Origin of the sequence: Paraburkholderia largidicola, from assembly GCF_013426895.1 — a bacterium.
Lineage (GTDB): Bacteria > Pseudomonadota > Gammaproteobacteria > Burkholderiales > Burkholderiaceae > Paraburkholderia > Paraburkholderia largidicola.
Map to the genome: position 1 here is coordinate 1,025,827 of NZ_AP023175.1, position 21,902 is coordinate 1,047,728.

Here is a 21,902-nt window from a genome sequence, read left to right on the forward strand (position 1 = left end):
TGTTGTTCTGTGCGGTGGCAGCGGTCAGGCGCCTCTTTCAAACCCGCCACGAAGGCGAGCGCTTCTCGAGAAACGACGCGACGCCTTCGCGCCCTTCCGCGCCCGCGCGCGTCTTCGCAATACGCGCGGCCGTGTCTTCGATCAACGCCGCGCTGATTTCGCGGCCCGCGATATCGTGCACGAGCTGCTTGCACGCCTTCACGGCTTGCGGGCCATTTGCGCACAACGTAGCTGCGAGTTGCTGCACGGTTTCGTCGAGCTTGTCCGCGCTCACGCATTCGGCGACGAAGCCGAGACGTTGTGCCGTCGCGCAATCAAAGGCTTCCGCTGTCATGAAGTAACGGCGCGATGCCTGCTCGCCGAGCGCGCGGATCACGTACGGCGCGATCGTCGCGGGGATCAGGCCGAGGCGTGCTTCGGACAGGCAGAACTTCGCGCTGTCGACGGCGACGACGATATCGCACGCCGAGATCAGGCCCATGCCGCCCGCGTACGCGTCGCCGTTCACGCGCGCGATCACCGGCTTGTTGCAGCGATAGATCGACGCGAGCATGTCGGCGAGACGCATGGCGTCGGCACGGTTCTCGTCGTCCGAGTAACCGGCCATCTTCTTCATCCAGTTCAGGTCTGCGCCCGCGCAGAACGCCTTGCCGTTCGCCGCGAGCACGACGGCGCGCACGTCGTCGCGTTCATCGAGCGTGCGAAACGCCGACGTGAGTTCCGCGATCATCGCTTCGTTGAACGCGTTGCGCACGTCCGGGCGATTGAGCGTGACGGTGGCGACCTGCTGGTCAAACGTGACGGTCAGGTTGTCGTATTGCATGGCCGAAGCTCCTTTCGCTGCGCCGTCGTTACATGCGGAACACGCCGAAGCGCGTGTCTTCGATCGGCGCGTTCATCGCCGCCGACAAGCCGAGGCCCAGCACGTCGCGCGTCTGTGCGGGATCGATCACGCCGTCGTCCCACAAGCGCGCGCTGGCGTAATACGGATGGCCCTGATGCTCGTATTGCTCGCGAATCGGCTGCTTGAAGGCTTCTTCCTGTTCGGCCGTCCACGTGCCGCCCTTTCCTTCGATGCCGTCGCGCTTGACAGTGGCGAGCACGGAAGCCGCCTGCTCGCCGCCCATCACCGAGATGCGTGCGTTCGGCCACATCCACAGGAAGCGCGGCGAATACGCGCGCCCGCACATGCCGTAATTGCCCGCACCAAACGAGCCGCCGATGATCACCGTGAACTTCGGCACCTTCGCAGTAGCAACGGCCGTCACCATCTTCGCGCCGTTGCGCGCGATGCCTTCGTTCTCGTACTTGCGGCCCACCATGAAGCCCGTGATGTTCTGCAGGAACACGAGCGGAATCTTGCGCTGCGCGCACAGTTCGATGAAGTGCGCGCCCTTCAACGCCGACTCGGAAAACAGAATGCCGTTGTTCGCGACGATGCCGACGGGATGCCCCCAGATATGCGCGAAGCCGCATACGAGCGTCGTGCCGTAGCGCGCCTTGAACTCATCAAATGCGGAATCGTCGACGATGCGCGCGATCACTTCGCGGATATCGAAGGGCTTGCGCGTATCGACGGGAATCACGCCGTAGATGCTCTTCACGTCGTAGCGCGGCGGCTTCGGTTCCTGCATCGTGACGGGCACGTCCTTGCGCCGGTTCAGATTGCCGACGATGCTGCGCGCAATCGACAACGCATGCGCATCGTTTTGCGCGAGATGATCGACGACGCCCGACAGACGCGTGTGCACATCGCCGCCGCCCAGATCTTCCGCGCTGACCTCTTCGCCCGTCGCCGCCTTGACGAGAGGCGGGCCGCCCAGAAAGATCGTGCCTTGATTCTTGACGATGATCGACTCATCGCTCATTGCGGGCACATACGCGCCGCCCGCCGTGCATGAGCCCATCACGACGGCGATCTGCGGAATGCCTTGCGCCGACAGGTTCGCCTGGTTGTAGAAGATGCGGCCGAAGTGATCGCGATCGGGAAACACTTCGTCCTGGTTCGGCAGGTTCGCGCCGCCCGAATCGACGAGATACACGCACGGCAAGCGGTTTTCTTCGGCGATTTCCTGTGCGCGCACGTGCTTCTTCACGGTCACAGGGTAGTACGTGCCGCCCTTCACCGTTGCGTCGTTGCAGACGATCACGCACTCCTGGCCCGCAATGCGCCCGATGCCCGTAATCACGCCCGCGCCCGGCGCGTCGTCGTGATACATGCCGAATGCCGCGAGTTGCGACAGTTCGAGAAACGGCGTGCCCGGATCGAGCAGTTGCGCGATGCGGTCGCGCGGCAGCAGCTTGCCGCGCGACACGTGCTTGTCGCGCGCGGCGGGACCGCCGCCCAGCGCGAGCTTGCTGATCTTCGTCTTCAGGTCTTCGACGAGCGCTTCGAGCGCGGCCGCGTTGGTGCGGAATTCGTCGGAACGCGGGTTCAACTTTGATTCGATGATCGGCATGTGATATCTCGAAGAGAATTACATCGTTTCCGCGAACAGTTCGCGGCCGATCAGCATGCGGCGGATTTCGCTCGTGCCCGCGCCGATTTCATAGAGCTTCGCGTCGCGCCACAGACGTCCCACGGGATACTCGTTGATATAACCATTGCCGCCGAGAATCTGGATCGCCTCGCCTGCCATCCACGTCGCCTTTTCCGCCGTGTAGAGAATCACGCCCGCGCAGTCTTTGCGCACCTGGCGCACGTGCGCCGTACCGATCGTGTCGAGCTGACGACCCACCGCGTACAGATACGCGCGGCACGCCTGCAGCGTCGTGTACAGATCGGCGACCTTGCCTTGGATCAGCTGGAATTCGCCGATCGACTGGCCGAACTGCTTGCGGTCGTGGATATACGGCACGACGGCATCCATCACCGCCATCATGATGCCCGTCGGGCCGCCCGCGAGCACAGCGCGTTCGTAGTCGAGGCCACTCATCAGCACCTTCACGCCGCCGTTCAGTTCACCGAGGATGTTCTCTTCGGGCACTTCGACGTTCTCGAACACCAGTTCGCCCGTGTGCGAGCCGCGCATGCCGAGCTTGTCGAGCTTCTGCGCGACGGAAAAGCCCTTCATGCCCTTCTCGACGATGAACGCCGTGATGCCGCGCGGGCCGGCTTCGATATCCGTCTTCGCGTAGACGACGAGCGTGTCGCAGTCCGGGCCGTTCGTGATCCACATCTTCGTGCCGTTCAGCACGTAGCGGTCGCCCTTCTTCTCGGCGCGCAGCTTCATGCTGACCACGTCGGAACCCGCGTTCGGCTCGCTCATCGCCAGCGCGCCGATGTGGTCGCCCGACACCAGCTTCGGCAGGTACTTCTCTTTTTGCGCCGCGGTGCCGTTGCGATGGATCTGGTTCACGCACAGGTTCGAGTGCGCGCCGTATGAGAGACCCACCGATGCCGACGCACGCGAAATCTCTTCCATTGCGACCATGTGCGCGGTGTAACCCATGTTCGCGCCGCCGTACTCCTCGGACACCGTCATGCCGAGCACGCCCAGATCGCCAAACTTCTTCCACAGGTCCATCGGGAACTGGTCGGTGTGGTCGATCTCGCCCGCACGCGGCGCGATCTCCTTCGCCGCAAACGACGCGAGGCTGTCGCGCAGCATCTCGATCTCTTCACCAAGCGGGAACTGCAAACCGGGCAAGTTGCTCATGTGTGTCTCCAGGAGTTCGTGGCAGGCGGGTCACGCGTGTCGTGCCGCGCAGCGCCGCCTCGCATCAGGCAATTTTTCTGAGCCGGACTCAGCCGGCTGGTCGGCCGCGCAGCCTGCGTAGATCGTCATTCATTCGACATGTGCGGCTGCGCGGCAGCACAGAGCGCATTTCACTCCAGATTTACGTAAGCGTCAATTGATATTTTTGAGTATCACTCAAAAATCGTGAAGTACACGCTGAATGGCCTGCCAGCGTGATAGTATCGGCCGCAACGGAGCCTTTCCGCTCCAAAATCTGAACTGGACTCATATGATGGGCGTAGCAAGGGCCGAGGTATCGGGATCGCGCCGCCAGCCGGCGGGGCGCAAGTCGCAGCAACGCGTGAAGGAGATTCTTCAGGCGGGCCGCGACGTCTTCTCCGAAAAGGGCTACGAACGCGCGACCACCGCCGAAATCGCGCAACGGCTCGGCATTTCCGAAGCCACGGTGTTCAGCTACTTTCGCGGCAAGCGCGAGCTGTGCGCGCGCGTGATCGGCGACTGGTACGACGAGATCATCGAAGCCATCGAGTCGGGTCTGCCGCGCGACGGCAGCATCCGCCAGCAGTTCGCGTTCATCGTGCGCACGCATTTGCGGCTGATGCTGGTCAACGGCACGGGGCTGTGCGCGCTCGTGCTGTCGGAAGGTCGCACGCGTCAGCACGAACTCAGCGAAGAACTGACCGGGCTGCAACGGCGCTATACCGCGCCGCTGATGCGCGTGCTGTCGCAGGGACAGCAGACGGGCCAGATCCGTTCGGACGTGCCGCTGCGCCTGCTGCGCTCGCTCGTGTTCGGCCCGATGGAACACGTGCTGTGGGATGCGACGCTCGGCAATCGCCGCACCGATATCGACGCCACGGCGGACCGCCTGATCGACGTGCTGTGGTCCGCGTTGCAGCCGCCCGACGCGTCGCTCAGCGCGCTCGTGCAGTTCCGCCAGGAAGTGGGCGAAGCGGCGCGCCGCCTGGCCGAGGCGGAAGCCGCGCATCAGCAGAATGCGAAGCAGGCGTCGCCCGAACGCGGCGAGCGCATCGGGCGTATCAATTCGGGCGAAGACGCGTAAGCCCGCGCGTCGCATCAAGCGCCCGGCCGGGTGCGCAACTTGCTGACGATATCGATGCCAGCAACGAAGCCCAAGGAGGCCCGGCCATGTCAACCACGCCCAACGAAGGCGACAATCCGATCCGCCCCGATCAGTCCGATGTCGTGCAGACGGATCTGCCCGACATCGGTCCGTCGCAGGATCCGGACGCACCGCCGCTCGATCCCGACGTCAATCCCGATTACGAGGACGACAAGCCCTAGAACAGGTGCCGTTCGTCGACAACATCGAATGCCAGGGAGGGAGGATCATCGTGCAACACCTATTCAACAGAACATGCCAGATGGGCGTCGCGAGCCTGCTCGTCGCGCTCATCTCGACTTCAGCGCTCGCGCAAGGCGCGCCGCAATCCGTCACCGAGCGCCGCACGGAAGTCTTGCAGACGGGCAGCGGCTTTCGCGCATCGAAGCTCGCGGGAACCAGCGTGTATAACCGCGACAAGGACAAGATCGGCACCATCGACGATCTGATCCTCTCGCCGTCCGATCACAGCGCGTTCGCGATTCTGTCGGTGGGCGGCTTTCTCGGCATGGGCAAGCACTACGTCGCCGTGCCGTTCAGCGATCTGCAGATCACCGCCAAGCAGGTGACGATGCCGGAGGCGACCAAGACGTCGCTCGAAGCGCTGCCCGAGTTCAAGTACGCGCCGGACTGACATAGCAACCTTTGGCCGCTTCGCATGCCGATGTGAAGCGGCCGCCTTCATTCGTCGATCAGCGCGGGAATCTCGGCGACGAGCGCATCGATTGCGCAACGCACCTTCGACGCCATATAGCGCGTTTGCGGCCACACGACGTTGATCTCCAGCGGCGGCAAACTGCAACGCCCTTTGACCAGCGCGAGTTCGCCCGACTTCACATAGCGCGCGAGCAGCCATGACGGCAGGCGCGCAAGTCCATAGCCCGCGATCGCGGCCGCGGCGATCGCCTGCACATCGTCCATGCTCAGATACGGGTTGATGTTGACGCGCTTTGGCCGGCCTTCGTCGTCCTGGAAATCCCATGGTGCAAGCGCCCCGCCCCGCGCATACACGATGCCGTCGCGCCCGTGCATAGCATCGAGCGATGCGGGCATGCCGTGCCGCGCAAGATACGACGGCGCCGCGCCGACGCAGATGTACTGCACGCCGAGGCGCCGTGCGGCGAGACTCGTGCTGTCGCGCAACTCGCCGATCCGCACGGCGAGATCGAAGCCTTCTTCGACGAGATCGACCATGCGGTCGCTGAACGACATGTCGATCTGCAGCTTCGGATGCCGGCGCGCCAGATTCATCAGCACGGGCGCGACGCACAACTGGCCGAACGCGAGCGGCAAGCTCACGCGCAGCCGGCCGCGCGGCGCGCGCCGTCCGCCTTCGAGTTCCGCCTCGGCGGCTTCCAGTTCGCCGAGCGCGCGCACGCACCGCTCGTAGTACGCCTGGCCGTCTTCCGTGAGGCTTTGACTGCGCGTCGTCCGATGGATCAGACGCACGCCGAGCCGCGTCTCCAGGCGCGCAATCACCTTGCCGACGGCCGACCGCGTCAGGTTCAGCCGTTCGGCCGCCAGCGCAAAACTGCCTGCCTCGACGACCTGCACGAAAGTCGCCACGCCATCCAGCCGGTCAGTCATCGCGCCGCCCGATTGGTTCCTCTATGGCCACATTCATGGGAATTCACCTCGTCAATCGGGACCAATGTTCCCGATATATTAGCCGTTCATTCATAGCAACGGGGTTCCCGTCATGCAGCCTCTTCATCCGCGCAGGAACACGCTTGCGCTGCTCGCCGCCTGCCTTTCATCGTTGATGTTCGGTCTCGAGATTTCCAGCGTCCCCGCCATCCTGCCGACGCTCGAACATCTGCTGCGCGGCGACTTCAAGGACATGCAGTGGGTCATGAACGCGTACACGATTGCTTGCACGACCGTCCTGATGGCGACGGGCACGCTCGCCGACCGCTTCGGCCGCAAGCGCGTGTTCGTCGTCAGCATTGCGCTGTTCGGCATCACGTCGCTGCTGTGCGGGCTGGCGTCGAACATGGCCGTGCTGATCGCGGGACGCTTCCTGCAAGGCGCGAGCGGCGGCGCCATGCTGATCTGCCAGGTCGCCGTGCTGTCGCACCAGTTCCAGCAGGGACACGAGCGCGTCAAGGCGTTCGCCGCGTGGGGCATCATTTTCGGGATCGGGCTGGGGTTCGGGCCGATCATCGGCAGCGCGACGGTCGCGTTGACCGGCTGGCAATGGGTGTTTCTCGTGCACGCGCCGCTCGCGCTCGCGACGATCGCGCTCGCTGTCAGCGGCGTGAGCGAATCGCGTGATCCGCATGCGCAGACGCTCGATATCGCGGGCGTCGTGACCTTGTCGCTCGCCGTGTTCGGCGTCGCTTTCTACATCACGCAGGGCGCGGACCTCGGCTTCGCGAGCCTGCCCGCGCTAGGCATCCTCGCCGCCAGCGCGCTGTGCCTGGTCGCGTTCTTCGTCGCCGAAAACATGAACGCGCATCCGATGTTCGACTTCTCCGTGTTTCACATCCGCAAGTTCTCGGGCGCGCTGATCGGATCGGCGGCGATGAATTTCAGCTTCTGGCCTTTCATGATCTATCTGCCCGTGTACTTTCATAACGCGCTCGGCTATGACGATCTGCATGCGGGGCTCGCGCTGCTCGCCTATACGCTGCCGACGCTGGTCGTGCCGCCCGTCGCGGAACGTCTCGCGCATCGTTATCAGCCGGGCTTCGTGATTCCCGGCGGGCTGTTCACGATCGGCCTCGGCTTCATGCTGATGCGCATCGGCAGCGGTGCGGAGCACGCCAGCTGGCTCACGATGCTGCCCGGCTGCGTGATTGCCGGCGTCGGACTCGGCCTGACCAACACGACCGTGACGAATACGACGACGGGCGCCGTATCGACGGCACGCGCGGGCATGGCCTCGGGCATCGACATGAGCGCGCGGATGATCGCGCTCGCGATCAACATCGCGTTGATGGGGTTCGTGCTGGTGGCGGGCGTCGAAGCGTCTCTGTGGCGCGTGTGGCCAGCCGCGCAGGACGCCGCGCAGATTCACGCGGCTGGCGCTGCGATTGCGGCGGGCCACGTCGTCGCGCTCGACGGCAGGATCGCGCACGATGCGCTCGTGCACGGCTTCGGCTGGGTGATGCTGTATGGCGGCGTCGGCGCGTGGCTGCTTGCGGCGGCGAGCTTCGTGACGTTCGGCGTGACGAACCCGACCCGTTCGAAGCTGCTAGAGGCACGCGCGACGACATCTGCGCAACGCACGGATTGATACAAAAAAGCGTGAGCGCGGATGACGCGCTCACGCTTTCCTGGCGTGCAGATCAGTAATAAGGATACGGCGCGTAAACGGCGCCCGGCGGGGCATAGTAGTAAGGACGCGGCGCGTAATAGACAGGTCCCGGCGCATAGTATGCAGGCGGTGTCGCGTACACGGGCGCGGGCGGTTGCGAGATCGTGTTGCCCTTCGACGTCATGCACTGCGCGTAAGCCGCGTCGTAGCGAGCCTGCAGGCCATAAGCCGAGTACGACGCGCCGTTCGCGCCCGTCGCGCCGCCGACCAGCAAACCGCTCCCCGCACCGATCGCCGCGCCGGCGCCCGGATTGCCCGCTGCCGCACCGATCAGCGCGCCGACGGCCGCGCCGCCCAGCGTGCCCACAGCCGCACTGCCGACGGCGTTGTTGGTGGCCGCCTGCGATGCACCATTCGCGTCCGTGCTGCGGTACGCATAGTCACGACACGCGTAGTCGTCCTGCTGGAACTGCTCGAGCGGCTCGCCCTTGCGCGGCAGCGCCACCACGCTCGGACCGCTCGGCGGGATGACGGCACAGCCGCCCATTGCGAGCAACACCCCGACGAGGATCGTCGGCATTGCGACCTTTCTTGTGACCTGAGTCTTGTTCATGTTCGTCGACCTGCCAATGAAAAATGCCAATGTCCAATAGAAGAACAATAGTCCAACAGACTTAGGCGTGAGTTACGAATGCGTTACTGGATATTTCTGCACTTTGACCTGGCGCAACGCGCAAAAAGTAAAAAAGGGTCAGCGGAATTCACCTTGAAATCATAGCCTGATATGTGCATCATGCACATATGCATAGTGCACACATCGAGGTGACGCGATGACACGGCGCATGGAAAACCTGCTTGGCGTGCTCGCCCTTCTGGTGACGGACGAACTGAACGCACAACCCAGCATTCCCGCGCTGGCCGGTTCGACTGCGCGCGCGATGCTCAACGCGATCGGCCAGTACCCCGACTCGTCGATCGAACTGCTGCGCGAAGCCGTGGACCTCTCGCACCCTGCCGCCGTGCGCGCGGTCGCGGGACTCGTCGACGCGGGCCTCGTCGAAAAGAAGGCGGGCAGCGACAAGCGCTCGGTCGCGCTGGCCCTCACGACTACCGGGCGCCGCGAAGCGAACCGGTTGCGCGCCGCGCGTGGGCGCATGCTCGAACGCATCGTCGCGAGGCTCGATGAAAGCGAGCGCGACGTGTTCGAAAGTCTGCTCATCAAGATTCTCTGGAACGAAACCCGCGACTCGCCCCACGCGATGCAGTTGTGCCGTTTCTGCGACGACAAGCCATGCCTGAAAGCGGGCTGCCCCGTCGAATGCCGCGAGCAGGGACTGCCGATGCCGGAGCGGAGCGCATCGTGAACGCCGCCGATATCAACGCCCCGCCCGTGCGCTGGCGCGCAGTGGCCGCGCTGACGGCTGTCTCGACGCTCTCGCAGATCGGCCAGTTCGGCATCGGCTTTATGGTCCTGCCCGTGTGGCTCGCGCATCAGGGACTCGACGCGCCGCGCGCCGGACTCTTCGCCGCAGCGCAATGGACGGGCATGTTCATCGGACTGCTGTTTGCGCCGCGTCTGATCGAACGCATCGGATCGAAGCTGACGGTGTCGCTGGGGCTCGCCGCGTCGCTGGTCGCGTATGCATCGTTCGGTGCCCTGGCGTGGCCTGCGTGGATGTTGCCCGGCATGCTGACGGGACTCGGCATCGGCCTGCGCTGGATCGCCAATGAAACCTGGCTCTACAGTCTCGTGCCCGCCGACAAGAGCGGCAAAGTGGTGGGCGTGCACGAAACCTTGATTGCATCAGCGGGCGTGCTTGCGCCGGCGCTCGCGGTCTATGGCGGCGTGAGCGGGACATTGGTGTTCGTGTCGGGTTCGCTGCTGACGCTTGCTGCCGCTGTTCCGTTGTGGCTCACGCGTTCGTCCTCGCCGCAACCCGTCATCGAGGAGCCGCGAGTCACGCATCGCAAGCGCCTCGAACTGGGGCCAATTGTTTGCCTCGGACTCGCCACGATTGCCGTCGGCGGCATCGGTGACGGTGCGCTCTACGGACTGTTCCCGCTCTTCGCCGACAGCCGCGGGCTCACGGCCGCGCAAACCGCGACGATGCTCGCGTGCTTCGGTATCGGCGGCATGGTGCTGCAGTTCCCCGTTGGATGGCTCGCGGATCGCGCCGGTCTCGCGGCAACGGTGATCGTCTGCGCGCTGGTGAGCACGGCGGCGATCGTCGCGTTTTCTCTCGCGCCGTCTGGTTCACCTGTTTATGTTGGAGCCGCGCTGCTGCTCGGCGGCATGAACAGCGCGTACATCACGCTCGGCATGTATGCGGCCGCGTGCAGCGACAAGCAGGCCATCACCCGCAATATGCGCGTGCTGTCGCTCGCGTTCACCGCATGCTCGATTGCCGGGCCGCTGTTTGCAGGGGCGGCCATGAAAGCCCTCGGCAACGACCTGTTGATGTGGCAACTCGCCATCATGAGCGGCGCGCTCATGATCTACACGCTCGGCATGCGTGAAGGGCACCGGCAGGCGCGACAGCGCGCGCCTTCGGCCTCATCCTCGTAACCGGCGACGCGCGCCGCATTCCGCTCAGCGCAAGCGCACCAGCGTCGACTTCAGCTCCGTATACTTTTCGAGCGCATGCAGCGACTTGTCGCGTCCATTGCCCGACTGCTTGTAGCCGCCGAACGGGAAGTTCATGTCGCCGCCTTCGTCATAGCAGTTGACCCACACGGTGCCCGCGCGCAGACGCCGCGACACTTCATGCGCGGTGGTCAGGTTGGCTGTCCACACGGCGGCGGCGAGACCGTAATCGCTGTCGTTGGCGATCTTCACGGCTTCGTCGATCGTATCGAAGGTGATCACCGACAGCACCGGCCCGAAGATCTCTTCACGCGCGATCTTTGCATCGGGCGTCGACACATCGAAAACCGTCGGTTCGATATAGAAGCCGCCGCTTTCCTGCTGTACGCGCGTGCCGCCGTGCACGAGCTTCGCTTCGGCGCGCCCTGCTTCGATATAACCGAGCACGCGATCGAGTTGCACCTGATCGACGATCGCGCCCATCGACGTCTTCGGGTCGAGCGGATTTCCCGGTGCATAGCTGCGCGCCGCCGCGACCAGCTTGTCGAGAAACACGTCCTTGATGTCGCGATGCACGAGCAGACGCGAACCCGCCGTGCACATCTCGCCCATGTTGTAGAAGATCGCCCCCGCTGCCGTCTTTGCCGCGCGATCCAGGTCCGGGCAATCAGGCAGCACGATGTTCGGCGATTTGCCGCCCAGTTCCAGCCACACGCGCTTCAGGTTCGATTGCCCCGCGTATTGCATGATGAGCTTGCCGACATTCGTCGAACCCGTGAACGCGAGACAGTCCACATCATGATGCAGTGCGAGCAGCTTGCCCGGCTCGCCGCCGCCCGGCACCACATTGAACACGCCTGCAGGAATGCCCGCTTCATGTGCGAGTTGCGCAACGCGTATCGCCGTCAGCGGCGACTTCTCCGAAGGCTTGAGCACGACGCTATTGCCCGCCGCGAGCGCGGGGCCGAATTTCCACGATGCCATCAGGATCGGAAAATTCCACGGCACCACGGCAGCGACGACGCCGAGCGGCTCGCGCGTCACAAGACCGACCAGGTGATGATCGGCGGGAACGACTTCGCCGCCCACCTTGTCGATCGCTTCCGCAAACCATTCGACGCAATACGCCGCGCCCGGTACGTCAACGCTCGTCGTATCGCCGATCGGCTTGCCCGCGTCGAGTGTTTCGAGCAGCGCGAGTTCGTCGAGATGCTCACGCATCAGCGCCGCCCATTTGAGCAGCTTCGCTTTACGCTGACGCGGATTGAGGCCGGACCATACGCCTTTGTCGAATGCATGCCGCGCGGCGCGTACGGCTGCATTCACGTCGGCCTCGCCGCAATCGGCGACTTTCACCAGTACCTTGCCGTCGATAGGACTCACGCAATCGAACGTGCGCCCGCTTTCCGCCGTCCGATACTCGCCGTCGATAAACGCGCGCCCTTCGATTGCGAGCGTCGCTGCCTTTTCCTGCCAGTAAGCCAATGTCGTCTTGTCCATCAGGATGCCTCAATGTTATGCGTCCAGCGCAGCGCATCCGGCATGCGCGATGCGATGCTGCGCGAAACGCGTTGACGCGAAGCGGCGTGCGAAAAAATCAGAAAGTGGGCGGCGAGTTGGCCGACACGACTTCGCACACCTGCTGCGCGCTGGGATTGCGAAAACGATGTGGTAAACGGCTTTCGAAGTAATAGCTGTCGCCGGGGTCGAGCAGCCACGTCGTGTTGTCGACGGTCAATTCGAGTTGACCGCTGACCACGACGCCGCCCTCGTGCCCTGCGTGCTGCAGCATTTCCGGGCCCGTATCCGCGAGTGGTTGATACACCTCGCGCATGATGCCCATGTTGCGATCCTTCACACTCGCGCCCGCCAGATAGAACTCGATCTGCTCGTTGCCGAGGTTCGGCATCTCCGCGCGCCGCGACACCACGGTGCGGTCGGCCTCGATTTCAAATGTGAAGAATTCAGCGAGACTCATTGGTATGCATTCGAGCAACTTCTTCAGCGAGCCGACAGAAGGACTGACGCGGTTCTGCTCGATCAGCGAAATCGTGCCGTTCGTCACGCCCGCCCGTTTCGCCAGTTCCCGCTGCGAGAGACCGTGCTTTTTACGGATGTACTGCAGACGGGTTGCCACTTCAATTGACATCGATTCACTCATGGAAACGGGTAGCACTTCACGAAAAGAGCCGCATACGAATAGCACGCGCGTGTGTTGAATATTCTAATCACTTTAAATTGACCGCTTCTGGGGAAAACCCTGAAAGCGAAACGAAATTTTTACGCATCTATGGGCTTCAAAGTTGACTTTATTGCGCATAGATAGCTCAGGGTAAGCCCTCATCAAAGATTCGTAAAAAGACTTTGACGGCCTTTTTGACTCGTATATCCTGAACTACAGGTTGATGTTTCCTGATTCGCATTGGATAGATTTCTCGCTGCAATCGTTCGATTCAACCGGATGTGGCGAGTGAAGAATCCCGTTTCGATGCGATTCGAATAACAACCTGACGTCCCGTTTCTTTAAACGCCTCCTGCGTTTTTTTGAACAAGGCGTTCAATACTTTCAACGTGCCAGTCGAGTGTAATCGTGAGAGTCCGAGGCCCTTTGGTTAGGTGGGATCGTAGTCAGTTCGCGAGGTGTCTTCGCGCTGACAACGCCATCGCCGACGGCAGCAACGGCAGGCTTGCGTTTCGCCGCTTTCTGTCCGTCTTCACGATCCTGTCGCGCCGTTCCGTCCGTCGTCACAACTCCATTTCAGCGCGTGCCTTCATCGCGGTTCATACCGATGAAGTCGCATCGCTCTTGCCCTAGCGCCTTTCCATCTGCCGCTGTCTGGCCCGCTTGCGGGTCGATGCTTCGCGCGCGTTATCGCGCCGCGTGTTCGGTCGCGCTCGTCCCTAAGCTGGACACGCGCCGTTGCACGCCTGCGATTGGACGCAGCGGAGCGAACCAGACAGCGTATCTGTTTGCTACGCGCGGCGCGATCCGCTGACGACGCTGCCACGCAAGCACGCTTCCAGTAGCTTTGCGCTCTGCGCATGGCTGCGGCATCGTGCCGCGCGTACGCACACCACGATTTGCCGCGTTCCCGCAGTCAACGACGAATACCAGTTAGTCATGCAAACGAAACCTTTAGTCGGCGTCACGGCCGACAGAACGATGATGGGTCTGCATCCTTCGCATGTGGCCGGCGAGAAGTACATCGCGGCCATTGTCGACGGCGCGCAAGCGCTTGCGATGCTGCTGCCCGCGTTAGGCGACAGACAGGCGCCGGAAGATCTGTTCGCGCATATCGATGGCCTGTTGTTTACGGGCAGCTATTCGAATGTCGAGCCGCATCGTTATGGCGGTCACGCGAGCGCACCCGGCACGCTGCACGACGCCGCACGCGACGCGACGACGCTGCCGCTGATGCGCGCCGCCATCGACGCAGGCATCCCGGTGCTTGCTATTTGCCGTGGCTTTCAGGAAATGAATGTCGTATTCGGTGGAACGCTGCATCAAAGCGTTCAAACGGTGGAAGGTTACGACGACCACCGTGAGAACAAGGAAGACGCCCTCGACGTGCAGTACGGGCCTTCGCATGCGCTGCATCTACTGCAAGGCGGGCTGTTGCAGAAGCTCGCCGGCGGCGCAAGCGAAGTGCGCGTGAACTCACTGCACGGCCAGGGCGTCGAGCGGCTCGGCGACGGCCTCACGGTCGAAGCCCACGCGCCGGACGGTTTGATCGAAGCGATCAGCGTGACGAATGCGCGCGCCTTCATGCTGGGTGTGCAATGGCACCCGGAATGGAAGCACGCGAGCGACGCGCTATCGACAGCGATCTTCCATGCGTTCGGCGCGGCGTGCCGCGATCGAATGCGCATGAGGACGGGTTCGGCAGCGGCTGCAAGCGCACATGTCTGATCCCCGTTCTGCGCAAAAAAACAGAGAGAACGATCATGCAAGACATTGACGAGTTTCTGAAGAAGCATCACATCACCGAAATCGAAGCGATCATTCCCGATATGGCGGGGATTGCGCGCGGCAAGATCATTCCGCGCAGCAAGTTCGAATCCGGCGAATCCATGCGCCTGCCGCAAGCCGTGATGATCCAGACGGTGACGGGCGAATATCCCGAAGACGGCTCGCTCACGGGCGTCACCGACCCCGATATGGTGTGCGTACCCGATCCGTCGACGATCCGCATCATTCCTTGGGCCGTCGATCCCACCGCGCAGGTGATTCACGACTGCGTGCATTTCGACGGCACGCCCGTCGCGATCTCGCCGCGCCGCGTGCTGCGTCACGTGCTCGATCTGTACAAGGCCAAGGGCTGGAAGCCCGTCATCGCGCCGGAGCTGGAGTTCTATCTGGTCGACATGAACAAGGACCCGGACCTGCCCTTGCAACCGCCCGTCGGCCGCACGGGCCGTCCCGAAACAGGACGCCAGGCGTATTCGATCGAAGCCGTGAACGAATTCGATCCGCTCTTCGAAGATATCTACGAGTACTGCGACATCCAGGAACTCGAAGTCGACACGCTGATTCACGAAGTCGGCGCCGCGCAGATGGAGATCAACTTCCTGCACGGCGATCCGCTCAAGCTCGCTGACCAGGTGTTTCTCTTCAAGCGCACGGTGCGCGAAGCGGCGTTGCGCCACCACATGTACGCGACGTTCATGGCGAAGCCGATGGAGAACGAACCCGGTTCCGCGATGCACGTGCACCAAAGCCTCGTCGATGAAGAGACGGGCCAGAACCTGTTCACGGGCAGCGACGGCAAGCCGACGGATCTCTTCAATCAGTACATCGCCGGCCTGCAGAAGTACACGCCCGCGCTGATGCCGATCTTCGCGCCTTACATCAATTCGTATCGGCGGCTGTCGCGCTTCATGGCCGCGCCGATCAACGTGCAATGGGGTTACGACAATCGTACGGTCGGCTTCCGCATTCCGCATTCGGGCCCGCAGGCGCGGCGCATCGAAAACCGCATTCCGGGTGTGGACTGCAATCCGTATCTCGCGATTGCGGGCACGCTCGCGGCCGGCTATCTCGGCATGACCCAGCGACTCACGCCGACGGAGCCCCTCACCAGCGACGGTTATGAATTGCCATACCAGTTGCCGCGCAATCTCGAAGAAGGACTCACGTTGATGGGCGCGTGCGAGCCGCTGTCAGAAATCATGGGCGAACAGTTCATCAAGGCGTATCTCGCGCTGAAGGAAACCGAATACCAAGCGTTTTTCCGCGTGATCAGTTCGTGGGAACGCAAGCATTTGCTGCTGCACGTCTGAGTCCGGCGTCATCTGCAGAACAACTGGAGGCAACATGAGTTTCAGAACAGAAGAAATCGCTTACGTGCAGCCCGCGCAACCGGCCGCGAAGGCAAGTACTTCACAACAGCAGCGCAGCACGGCCGAATACCGCGCGCTCGACGCCGCGCATCATATCCATCCGTTCTCCGATATGGGCGCGCTCAATCGCGCCGGCAGCCGCGTGATCGTCAAGGCGGAAGGCGTCTATCTGTGGGACTCCGATGGCAACAAGATCATCGACGGCATGGCGGGACTGTGGTGCGTAAACGTCGGCTATGGTCGCAAAGAACTCGCGGACGCAGCGTACAGGCAGTTGCAGGAACTGCCCTTCTACAACACGTTCTTCAAGACCACGCATCCGCCCGTGATCGAACTGTCGGCTTTGCTCGCCGAATTGACGCCTGCGCCGTTCAACCACTTCTTCTATTGCAATAGCGGATCGGAAGGCAACGACACGGTGCTGCGTATCGTTCACCAGTACTGGGCGACGCAAGGACAGAAGCTGAAGAAGTTCGTCATTTCGCGCAAGAACGGCTATCACGGTTCGACGATCGCGGGCGGCACGCTGGGCGGCATGGGCTATATGCACGAGCAGATGCCTTCGCAGGTCGAGCACATCGTACATATCGACCAGCCGTACTGGTTCGGTGAAGGCGGCGACATGACGCCGGAAGCATTCGGCCTCGAGCGCGCGCGCCAGCTCGAAACGGAAATTCTCGAACTTGGACCGGAGAATGTCGCTGCGTTTATCGGTGAGCCTTTCCAGGGAGCGGGCGGCGTGATCTTCCCGCCTTCCACCTACTGGCCGGAAATCCAGCGCATCTGCCGCAAGTACGACGTGCTGCTCGTCGCCGATGAAGTGATCGGCGGCTTCGGCCGCACGGGCGAATGGTTCGCGCATCAGCATTTCGGCTTCGAACCGGACCTCATCACGATGGCGAAGGGCCTGACGAGCGGTTATATCCCGATGGGCGCCGTCGGCCTGCATGACCGAATCGCCAAAGCGATCATCGAGAACGGCGAGTTCAATCACGGGCTCACCTATTCCGGCCATCCCGTGGCCGCCGTTGTCGCCGTCGCGAATCTGCGGCTGTTGCGCGACGAGAAGATCGTCGAGCGCGTGAAGAATGAAACGGGCCCGTATTTCCAGCAGTCGCTGCGCGAGACATTCGCGAATCATCCCATCGTCGGTGAAATCGCGGGCGCGGGTCTCGTTGCGGGCATTCAGCTCGCGCAGAACCCGAAGACCAGAAAGCGCTTCGAGAATGGCGGCGACGTCGGCACGATTTGCCGCGACTTCTGCTTCAACGGCAACCTGATCATGCGCGCCACGGGCGACCGCATGCTGCTCTCGCCGCCTCTCGTCGTCACGAAGAACGAAATCGACGAGATCGTCGCGAAGGCGAAAAAAGCCATCGACGCAACTGCACAACAGCTAGGGCTTTCGTAACGGCAGTCAGACCACCGGCGCGGGCGCCGTGACGCATCGACAACGCGACACACGCTCATGCCGGACTTTTACCTTCAAGGGAAATCAACATGAGCGTTTGTCATCTTCGTCATGCGGTCGCGGGGGCCGCGCTGGTAGTCGTGACGGGCATTGCCGCGCTGTCGGGAACGGCAGCGCAGGCGGCCGATACCGAACTGAACGTCTATAACTGGTCCGACTACATCGCGAAGGACACGATTCCGAACTTCGAGAAACAGACGGGCATCAAGGTCAAGTACGACAACTACGACAGCGACGACACGTTGCAGGCCAAACTGCTCGCAGGCAGCTCGGGCTACGACATCGTCGTGCCGACGTCGAACTATATGGCCAAGCAGATTCAGGCCGGCGTCTATCAGAAGCTCGACAAATCGCAGATGCCGAATCTGAAGAATCTCGATCCGACGCTGATGAAGATGATTTCCGACGCCGACCCGGGCAACCAGTACGGCGTGCCGTGGGCGTACGGCACGGACGGCATTGGCTACAACGTGCAGGCCGTGCAGAAGGTACTCGGCGCGAATGCGCCCGTCGACAGCTGGGCGCTCGTGTTCGATCCCGCCAACATGTCGAAGCTCAAGAGTTGCGGTGTGTCGTTCCTCGATCAGGCCGTCGACGTATTCGCCGCGACGCTGCAATACATGCACAAGGACCCGAACAGCACGAATCCCGGCGACTATCAGGCCGCCTTTGAAGTGCTGAAGAAAGTCCGCCCGTACATCACGCAGTTCAATTCGTCGGGCTACATCAACGACCTCGCGAACAACGATGTGTGCGTGGTGGTCGGCTGGTCGGGCGACGTCGGCATCGCCCGACGCCGCACGCAGGAAGCGAAGCGCTCGTATGAAGTCAAGTTCTCGAACGTGAAGGAAGGCGGCCTGCTGTGGTTCGACGTGATGGTCGTGCCGAAGGATGCGCCGCATCCCGAAGCCGCGATGAAGTGGATCAACTTCATTTCGGACGCGAAGAACAATGCAGCCATTACCAACGAAGTGTTCTACCCCACCGCCAATCGCGCCGCGCGCCAGTTCGTCACCCCGGCTGTCGCGCAGGATCAGACGGTCTATCCGGCCGACGACGTGATCGCAAAGATGACGCTGATGAAACCGATGCCGACGGAAATTCTGCGGCTCGAAAACCGCCTGTGGGCACAACTGAAAACCGGTCATTGAACGTGTGAGCCAACGCCGGTTTTCAGGGACATGAAAGGGAACTGAATGAAGCGAAGAGGGATCGCTCGATCCCTCTTCGTAGAGCAGTAGCGCAGTCAGTCTGCGTCTTGCGCGCAGCCCCATGTTTCCCCGATTGCAGCACGACCTCTGCGAGCGCTTCGCGCGCCTCGCCAGGGCCCGTTCGTGCCTGCGATCCGCAAAGAACGGTCAGATATGAATACGATGCACACCACGCAAGCAGCGAAAGCGGCCACGCAGCCCGCAACGACGAAGACGAAAACGGACGAGTTCGTCCGCATCGAGAACGTCGTGAAGAAGTTCGGCGACAGCACGGCTGTCGACAACGTCAACCTGAGCATCGCGAAGAACGAGCTGTTCGCGCTGCTCGGCAGTTCGGGCTGCGGCAAGTCCACGCTGTTGCGCATGCTGGCGGGCCTGGAGACGGCCACGTCCGGCAAGATCTTTGTCGACGGAGAAGATCTCGCGACCTTGCCGCCCTATCGACGCCCCGTGAACATGATGTTCCAGTCGTATGCGCTCTTCCCGCATATGACGGTCGAATCGAATGTCGCGTTCGGCCTCAGGCAGGAAGGCACGCCGAAGAACGAGATCAGGGAGCGCGTCGCCGATGCGTTGAATCTCGTGCAGATGACGAAGTACGCCAGGCGCAAGCCGCATCAGTTGTCGGGCGGCCAGCAGCAGCGTGTCGCACTGGCGCGCTCGCTCGTCAAACGCCCGAAGCTTTTGCTGCTCGACGAGCCGATGTCCGCGCTCGACAAGAAGATCCGGCAGAAGACTCAACTCGAACTCGTGAACATCATCGAGAAAGTCGATGTCACCTGTGTGATGGTCACGCACGATCAGGAAGAAGCGATGACGATGGCGAGCCGCCTCGCCGTCATGAGCGAAGGCCGCATCGTGCAGATCGGCTCGCCTTCGCAGGTCTACGAGTTCCCGAATAGCCGCTTTTCCGCCGAGTTCATCGGCTCGACCAATCTGTTCGAAGGCGTGGTCGTCGAAGACGAACCCGATCACATCTTCGTCGAAAGCGAAGACCTGGAAGCACGCATGTACGTGAGTCACGGCGTAACGGGACCGCTCGGCATGCCTGTCGGCATTTCGGTGCGCCCCGAGCGCGTGCGCGTGACGCGCGAGAAACCCGGCGCGGCGCACAACTGGGCGCGCGGTGTCGTGACGGATGTCGCATACATGGGCAGCTATTCGCTGTACCACGTGCGGCTGCCGAGCGGCAAGACCGTCATGTCGAATCTCTCCAGTTCGCACCTGATGAGCGAAGGTGCGCCCGTCTACAACGACGACGTGTTCGTCTCCTGGTCGCCTGCGAGCGGCGTGGTGCTGACGCAATGAGAAATCCCGCCCAAACCTCCGCGGCGCAGCTGGGCGCCGCCTCGAATGCAAGCCCTGCGCTCGCATCGTTCAAACAGAGCCTCGCGAAGCTCCTGCCTTCGGGCCGCAGCACCGTGATCGGCATTCCGTTCATCTGGCTCGCGGTGTTCTTCGCCTTGCCGTTCGTGCTGGTGCTGAAGATCAGCTTCGCCGATTTGCGTCTTGGCATTCCGCCTTATACGGAACTCGTCAGCGTCAAAGATGGCGTCGTGCATTTCGCGCTGCAATTGAGCCACTACGCGTTCCTGTTGCAGGACAGCCTGTACGTCGCAACCTATCTCAGCTCGCTGAAGATGGCCGCGGTTTCGACCGTCTGCTGCCTGCTGATCGGCTATCCGATTGCGTACTACATCGCCCGTTCGGCCCCCGCCACGCGCAATCTGCTGATGATGGGCGTGATGTTGCCCTTCTGGACGTCGTTCCTGATTCGCGTGTACGCGTGGATCGGCATTCTGAAAGACGACGGTTTGCTCAATCACACGCTGATCGCGCTCGGCGTGATTCACACGCCCTTTCGCCTCTATCACACGGATATCGGCGTCTATATCGGCATGGTCTATTCGTACTTGCCGTTCATGGTGATGCCGCTCTATGCGCATCTCGTGAAGATGGACCTGACGCTGCTCGAAGCCGCCTATGACCTCGGCGCGAAACCGTGGACGGCGTTCACGCGCATCACGTTGCCGCTGTCGAAGAACGGGATTATCGCGGGGTCGCTGCTCGTGTTCATTCCGGCGGTCGGCGAGTACGTGATACCGGAACTGCTCGGCGGTGCAGACACGCTGATGATCGGCCGCGTGATGTGGGATGAATTCTTCAACGATATGGACTGGCCGATGGCATCCGCGGTGACGGTGGCGATGGTGCTGCTGTTGCTCGTGCCGATGGCCGTATTCCAGTACTACCAGGTCAAGGAACTGGAGGGTGCGAAATGATCAAGCCGAACAAGCCTTTGTCCGCCACGGTGCTGACGCTCGGATTTCTCTTCCTGTATATCCCGATCATCAGCCTCGTCGTGTTCTCGTTCAATGAGTCGAAGCTCGTCACTGTCTGGTCCGGCTTTTCGCTGAAATGGTATGGCGCGCTGCTGCATGACGACGAACTGCTCACGGCCGCGTGGCTGTCGTTGAAGATCGGTTTGATGACGGCGTGCGCGTCCGTCGTGATCGGCACGTGGGCGGGTTTCGTACTCGCGCGCTTCGGGCGCTTTCGCGGCTTCACGTTCTTCGCGGGCATGATCAACGCACCGCTGGTGATTCCCGAAGTGATCCAGGGCATTTCGCTGCTGCTGCTCTTCGTTGCGCTGGAGCAGATGATCGGCTGGCCCAAGGGACGCGGCGTGCTGACGATGTGGATCGGCCACGTGATGCTGTGTGTTTCGTATGTCGCGATCATCGTGCAGTCACGCATCAAGGAACTGAACAGGTCTCTCGAAGAAGCGGCACTCGATCTCGGCGCGACGCCGTTCAAGGTGTTCTTCGTCATCACGCTGCCGCTGATCTCACAAGCCTTGCTGTCCGGCTGGCTGCTGTCGTTCACGCTTTCCATCGACGATCTCGTGCTTTCCGCATTCCTGTCCGGTCCAGGCTCGACGACGCTGCCGCTTGTCGTGTTCTCGCGCGTGCGCCTCGGCCTGAACCCGGAAATGAATGCACTCGCCACGCTCTTCATCACGGCGGTGACGATCGGCGTGATCGTCGTCAATCAATGGATGCTGATGCGCGACCGCAAGCGCACGCGCGACATGCAGATGGCCTTCGCGATAGCCGATGCCGCCGATGCCCCTTCGACAACCACACGCCCTGCCGTGGCGACCAACACGCTCGATACGGCCAACGCATAAGAAGTTCTTCGCAATACGACAAA

General features: G+C 62.3%; 21 protein-coding genes. 14 read left to right on the plus strand and 7 right to left on the minus strand.

The genetic code is table 11. The features are described 5' to 3' along the window. Nucleotides 1-37: 37 nt before the first annotated feature. Genes PPGU16_RS21185 through PPGU16_RS21195 form a run of 3 tightly spaced genes read right to left on the minus strand, consistent with a single transcriptional unit; the run spans nucleotide 38 to nucleotide 3,659 of the window. Nucleotides 38-823, minus strand: coding sequence for an enoyl-CoA hydratase/isomerase family protein (locus PPGU16_RS21185; RefSeq protein WP_180724716.1), 786 nt, complete (start codon nucleotides 821-823; stop codon nucleotides 38-40). A gap of 28 nt (nucleotides 824-851) precedes the next feature. Beyond that, the gene (locus PPGU16_RS21190) at nucleotides 852-2,459 is read right to left on the minus strand and encodes a carboxyl transferase domain-containing protein (RefSeq protein WP_180724717.1); all 1,608 of its coding nucleotides are present in this window, start codon (nucleotides 2,457-2,459) and stop codon (nucleotides 852-854) included. 18 nt (nucleotides 2,460-2,477) lie between these two features. Continuing rightward, a complete protein-coding gene (locus PPGU16_RS21195; protein ID WP_180724718.1) occupies nucleotides 2,478-3,659 on the minus strand; it encodes an isovaleryl-CoA dehydrogenase in 1,182 nt (393 codons plus the stop codon). 310 nt (nucleotides 3,660-3,969) lie between these two features. Here PPGU16_RS21195 and PPGU16_RS21200 point away from each other — a divergent pair, with 310 nt between their 5' ends. From PPGU16_RS21200 to PPGU16_RS21210, 3 genes are all read left to right on the plus strand, one after another. Beyond that, entirely contained in the window at nucleotides 3,970-4,764 is a 795-nt protein-coding gene (locus PPGU16_RS21200) for a TetR/AcrR family transcriptional regulator (protein WP_180724719.1), read from the plus strand. Between the two features lie 86 nt (nucleotides 4,765-4,850). Then, nucleotides 4,851-5,006 (plus strand): hypothetical protein, encoded by a 156-nt coding sequence (locus tag PPGU16_RS21205; protein ID WP_180724720.1) that lies wholly within the window; start codon nucleotides 4,851-4,853, stop codon nucleotides 5,004-5,006. An 80-nt stretch (nucleotides 5,007-5,086) separates the two neighbouring features. After that, complete coding sequence (locus PPGU16_RS21210) at nucleotides 5,087-5,458, plus strand: PRC-barrel domain-containing protein (RefSeq protein WP_180725167.1); 372 nt, start codon at nucleotides 5,087-5,089, stop codon at nucleotides 5,456-5,458. Between the two features lie 47 nt (nucleotides 5,459-5,505). On the opposite strand, the gene PPGU16_RS21215 is transcribed toward PPGU16_RS21210, so the two are convergent. Further along, nucleotides 5,506-6,411 (minus strand): LysR family transcriptional regulator, encoded by a 906-nt coding sequence (locus PPGU16_RS21215; protein WP_180724721.1) that lies wholly within the window; start codon nucleotides 6,409-6,411, stop codon nucleotides 5,506-5,508. A 112-nt stretch (nucleotides 6,412-6,523) separates the two neighbouring features. Here PPGU16_RS21215 and PPGU16_RS21220 point away from each other — a divergent pair, with 112 nt between their 5' ends. Next, the gene (locus PPGU16_RS21220) at nucleotides 6,524-8,062 is read left to right on the plus strand and encodes an MFS transporter (protein ID WP_180724722.1); all 1,539 of its coding nucleotides are present in this window, start codon (nucleotides 6,524-6,526) and stop codon (nucleotides 8,060-8,062) included. A 52-nt stretch (nucleotides 8,063-8,114) separates the two neighbouring features. Here the strand turns inward: PPGU16_RS21220 and PPGU16_RS21225 are convergent, their stop codons facing one another. Continuing rightward, nucleotides 8,115-8,696, minus strand: a complete 582-nt coding sequence (locus tag PPGU16_RS21225) for a glycine zipper family protein (protein ID WP_180724723.1) — start codon at nucleotides 8,694-8,696, stop codon at nucleotides 8,115-8,117. A 217-nt stretch (nucleotides 8,697-8,913) separates the two neighbouring features. On the opposite strand from PPGU16_RS21225, the gene PPGU16_RS21230 reads away from it, so the two are divergent. After that, nucleotides 8,914-9,447 (plus strand): MarR family winged helix-turn-helix transcriptional regulator, encoded by a 534-nt coding sequence (locus tag PPGU16_RS21230; RefSeq protein WP_180724724.1) that lies wholly within the window; start codon nucleotides 8,914-8,916, stop codon nucleotides 9,445-9,447. Then, the gene (locus PPGU16_RS21235; RefSeq protein WP_180724725.1) at nucleotides 9,444-10,649 is read left to right on the plus strand and encodes an MFS transporter; all 1,206 of its coding nucleotides are present in this window, start codon (nucleotides 9,444-9,446) and stop codon (nucleotides 10,647-10,649) included. The genes PPGU16_RS21230 and PPGU16_RS21235 overlap by 4 nt, the downstream gene beginning before the upstream one ends. Nucleotides 10,650-10,673: 24 nt before the next feature. Here the strand turns inward: PPGU16_RS21235 and PPGU16_RS21240 are convergent, their stop codons facing one another. Together PPGU16_RS21240 and PPGU16_RS21245 are read right to left on the minus strand one after the other, a co-directional pair. Then, nucleotides 10,674-12,167, minus strand: coding sequence for an aldehyde dehydrogenase (locus PPGU16_RS21240; RefSeq protein WP_180724726.1), 1,494 nt, complete (start codon nucleotides 12,165-12,167; stop codon nucleotides 10,674-10,676). Nucleotides 12,168-12,264: 97 nt separating this feature from the next. Continuing rightward, nucleotides 12,265-12,816, minus strand: coding sequence for a cupin domain-containing protein (locus tag PPGU16_RS21245; protein ID WP_180724727.1), 552 nt, complete (start codon nucleotides 12,814-12,816; stop codon nucleotides 12,265-12,267). 459 nt (nucleotides 12,817-13,275) lie between these two features. Between PPGU16_RS21245 and PPGU16_RS42700 the strand changes: the two genes are divergently transcribed. From PPGU16_RS42700 to PPGU16_RS21280, 8 genes are all read left to right on the plus strand, one after another. Further along, entirely contained in the window at nucleotides 13,276-13,482 is a 207-nt protein-coding gene (locus PPGU16_RS42700) for a hypothetical protein (RefSeq protein ID WP_039901929.1), read from the plus strand. 306 nt (nucleotides 13,483-13,788) lie between these two features. Next, the gene (locus tag PPGU16_RS21250) at nucleotides 13,789-14,577 is read left to right on the plus strand and encodes a gamma-glutamyl-gamma-aminobutyrate hydrolase family protein (RefSeq protein ID WP_180724728.1); all 789 of its coding nucleotides are present in this window, start codon (nucleotides 13,789-13,791) and stop codon (nucleotides 14,575-14,577) included. Nucleotides 14,578-14,612: 35 nt separating this feature from the next. After that, nucleotides 14,613-15,947 (plus strand): glutamine synthetase family protein, encoded by a 1,335-nt coding sequence (locus PPGU16_RS21255; protein ID WP_180724729.1) that lies wholly within the window; start codon nucleotides 14,613-14,615, stop codon nucleotides 15,945-15,947. Nucleotides 15,948-15,981: 34 nt separating this feature from the next. Next, nucleotides 15,982-17,418 (plus strand): aspartate aminotransferase family protein, encoded by a 1,437-nt coding sequence (locus PPGU16_RS21260; RefSeq protein ID WP_180724730.1) that lies wholly within the window; start codon nucleotides 15,982-15,984, stop codon nucleotides 17,416-17,418. Between the two features lie 89 nt (nucleotides 17,419-17,507). Further along, complete coding sequence (locus tag PPGU16_RS21265; RefSeq protein ID WP_180724731.1) at nucleotides 17,508-18,629, plus strand: polyamine ABC transporter substrate-binding protein; 1,122 nt, start codon at nucleotides 17,508-17,510, stop codon at nucleotides 18,627-18,629. Between the two features lie 222 nt (nucleotides 18,630-18,851). After that, nucleotides 18,852-19,997 carry an ABC transporter ATP-binding protein gene (locus PPGU16_RS21270; protein WP_224030974.1) on the plus strand — a complete coding sequence of 382 codons (1,146 nt, stop codon included), beginning with the start codon at nucleotides 18,852-18,854 and terminating at the stop codon, nucleotides 19,995-19,997. Further along, the gene (locus tag PPGU16_RS21275; protein WP_180724733.1) at nucleotides 19,994-20,971 is read left to right on the plus strand and encodes an ABC transporter permease subunit; all 978 of its coding nucleotides are present in this window, start codon (nucleotides 19,994-19,996) and stop codon (nucleotides 20,969-20,971) included. Before PPGU16_RS21270 ends, PPGU16_RS21275 begins: the two co-directional genes overlap by 4 nt. Further along, a complete protein-coding gene (locus tag PPGU16_RS21280; RefSeq protein ID WP_060605626.1) occupies nucleotides 20,968-21,879 on the plus strand; it encodes an ABC transporter permease subunit in 912 nt (303 codons plus the stop codon). The genes PPGU16_RS21275 and PPGU16_RS21280 overlap by 4 nt, the downstream gene beginning before the upstream one ends. Nucleotides 21,880-21,902: the final 23 nt, after the last annotated feature.

Excerpts from the sequence above, each read along its gene's own strand:
- PPGU16_RS21245 (WP_180724727.1), bottom strand. The coding sequence starts at position 12,816 with ATGTCAATTGAAGTGGCAACCCGTCTGCAGTACATCCGTAAAAAGCAC.
- PPGU16_RS21275 (WP_180724733.1), top strand. The coding sequence starts at position 19,994 with ATGAGAAATCCCGCCCAAACCTCCGCGGCGCAGCTGGGCGCCGCCTCG.
- PPGU16_RS21270 (WP_224030974.1), top strand. The coding sequence starts at position 18,852 with ATGCACACCACGCAAGCAGCGAAAGCGGCCACGCAGCCCGCAACGACG.
- PPGU16_RS21210 (WP_180725167.1), top strand. The coding sequence starts at position 5,087 with ATGGGCGTCGCGAGCCTGCTCGTCGCGCTCATCTCGACTTCAGCGCTC.
- PPGU16_RS21215 (WP_180724721.1), bottom strand. The coding sequence starts at position 6,411 with ATGACTGACCGGCTGGATGGCGTGGCGACTTTCGTGCAGGTCGTCGAG.
- PPGU16_RS21280 (WP_060605626.1), top strand. The coding sequence starts at position 20,968 with ATGATCAAGCCGAACAAGCCTTTGTCCGCCACGGTGCTGACGCTCGGA.
- PPGU16_RS21225 (WP_180724723.1), bottom strand. The coding sequence starts at position 8,696 with ATGAACAAGACTCAGGTCACAAGAAAGGTCGCAATGCCGACGATCCTC.
- PPGU16_RS21255 (WP_180724729.1), top strand. The coding sequence starts at position 14,613 with ATGCAAGACATTGACGAGTTTCTGAAGAAGCATCACATCACCGAAATC.
- PPGU16_RS21250 (WP_180724728.1), top strand. The coding sequence starts at position 13,789 with ATGCAAACGAAACCTTTAGTCGGCGTCACGGCCGACAGAACGATGATG.
- PPGU16_RS21265 (WP_180724731.1), top strand. The coding sequence starts at position 17,508 with ATGAGCGTTTGTCATCTTCGTCATGCGGTCGCGGGGGCCGCGCTGGTA.
- PPGU16_RS21240 (WP_180724726.1), bottom strand. The coding sequence starts at position 12,167 with ATGGACAAGACGACATTGGCTTACTGGCAGGAAAAGGCAGCGACGCTC.
- PPGU16_RS21190 (WP_180724717.1), bottom strand. The coding sequence starts at position 2,459 with ATGCCGATCATCGAATCAAAGTTGAACCCGCGTTCCGACGAATTCCGC.
- PPGU16_RS21230 (WP_180724724.1), top strand. The coding sequence starts at position 8,914 with ATGACACGGCGCATGGAAAACCTGCTTGGCGTGCTCGCCCTTCTGGTG.
- PPGU16_RS21200 (WP_180724719.1), top strand. The coding sequence starts at position 3,970 with ATGATGGGCGTAGCAAGGGCCGAGGTATCGGGATCGCGCCGCCAGCCG.
- PPGU16_RS21195 (WP_180724718.1), bottom strand. The coding sequence starts at position 3,659 with ATGAGCAACTTGCCCGGTTTGCAGTTCCCGCTTGGTGAAGAGATCGAG.
- PPGU16_RS21205 (WP_180724720.1), top strand. The coding sequence starts at position 4,851 with ATGTCAACCACGCCCAACGAAGGCGACAATCCGATCCGCCCCGATCAG.
- PPGU16_RS21260 (WP_180724730.1), top strand. The coding sequence starts at position 15,982 with ATGAGTTTCAGAACAGAAGAAATCGCTTACGTGCAGCCCGCGCAACCG.
- PPGU16_RS21220 (WP_180724722.1), top strand. The coding sequence starts at position 6,524 with ATGCAGCCTCTTCATCCGCGCAGGAACACGCTTGCGCTGCTCGCCGCC.
- PPGU16_RS21185 (WP_180724716.1), bottom strand. The coding sequence starts at position 823 with ATGCAATACGACAACCTGACCGTCACGTTTGACCAGCAGGTCGCCACC.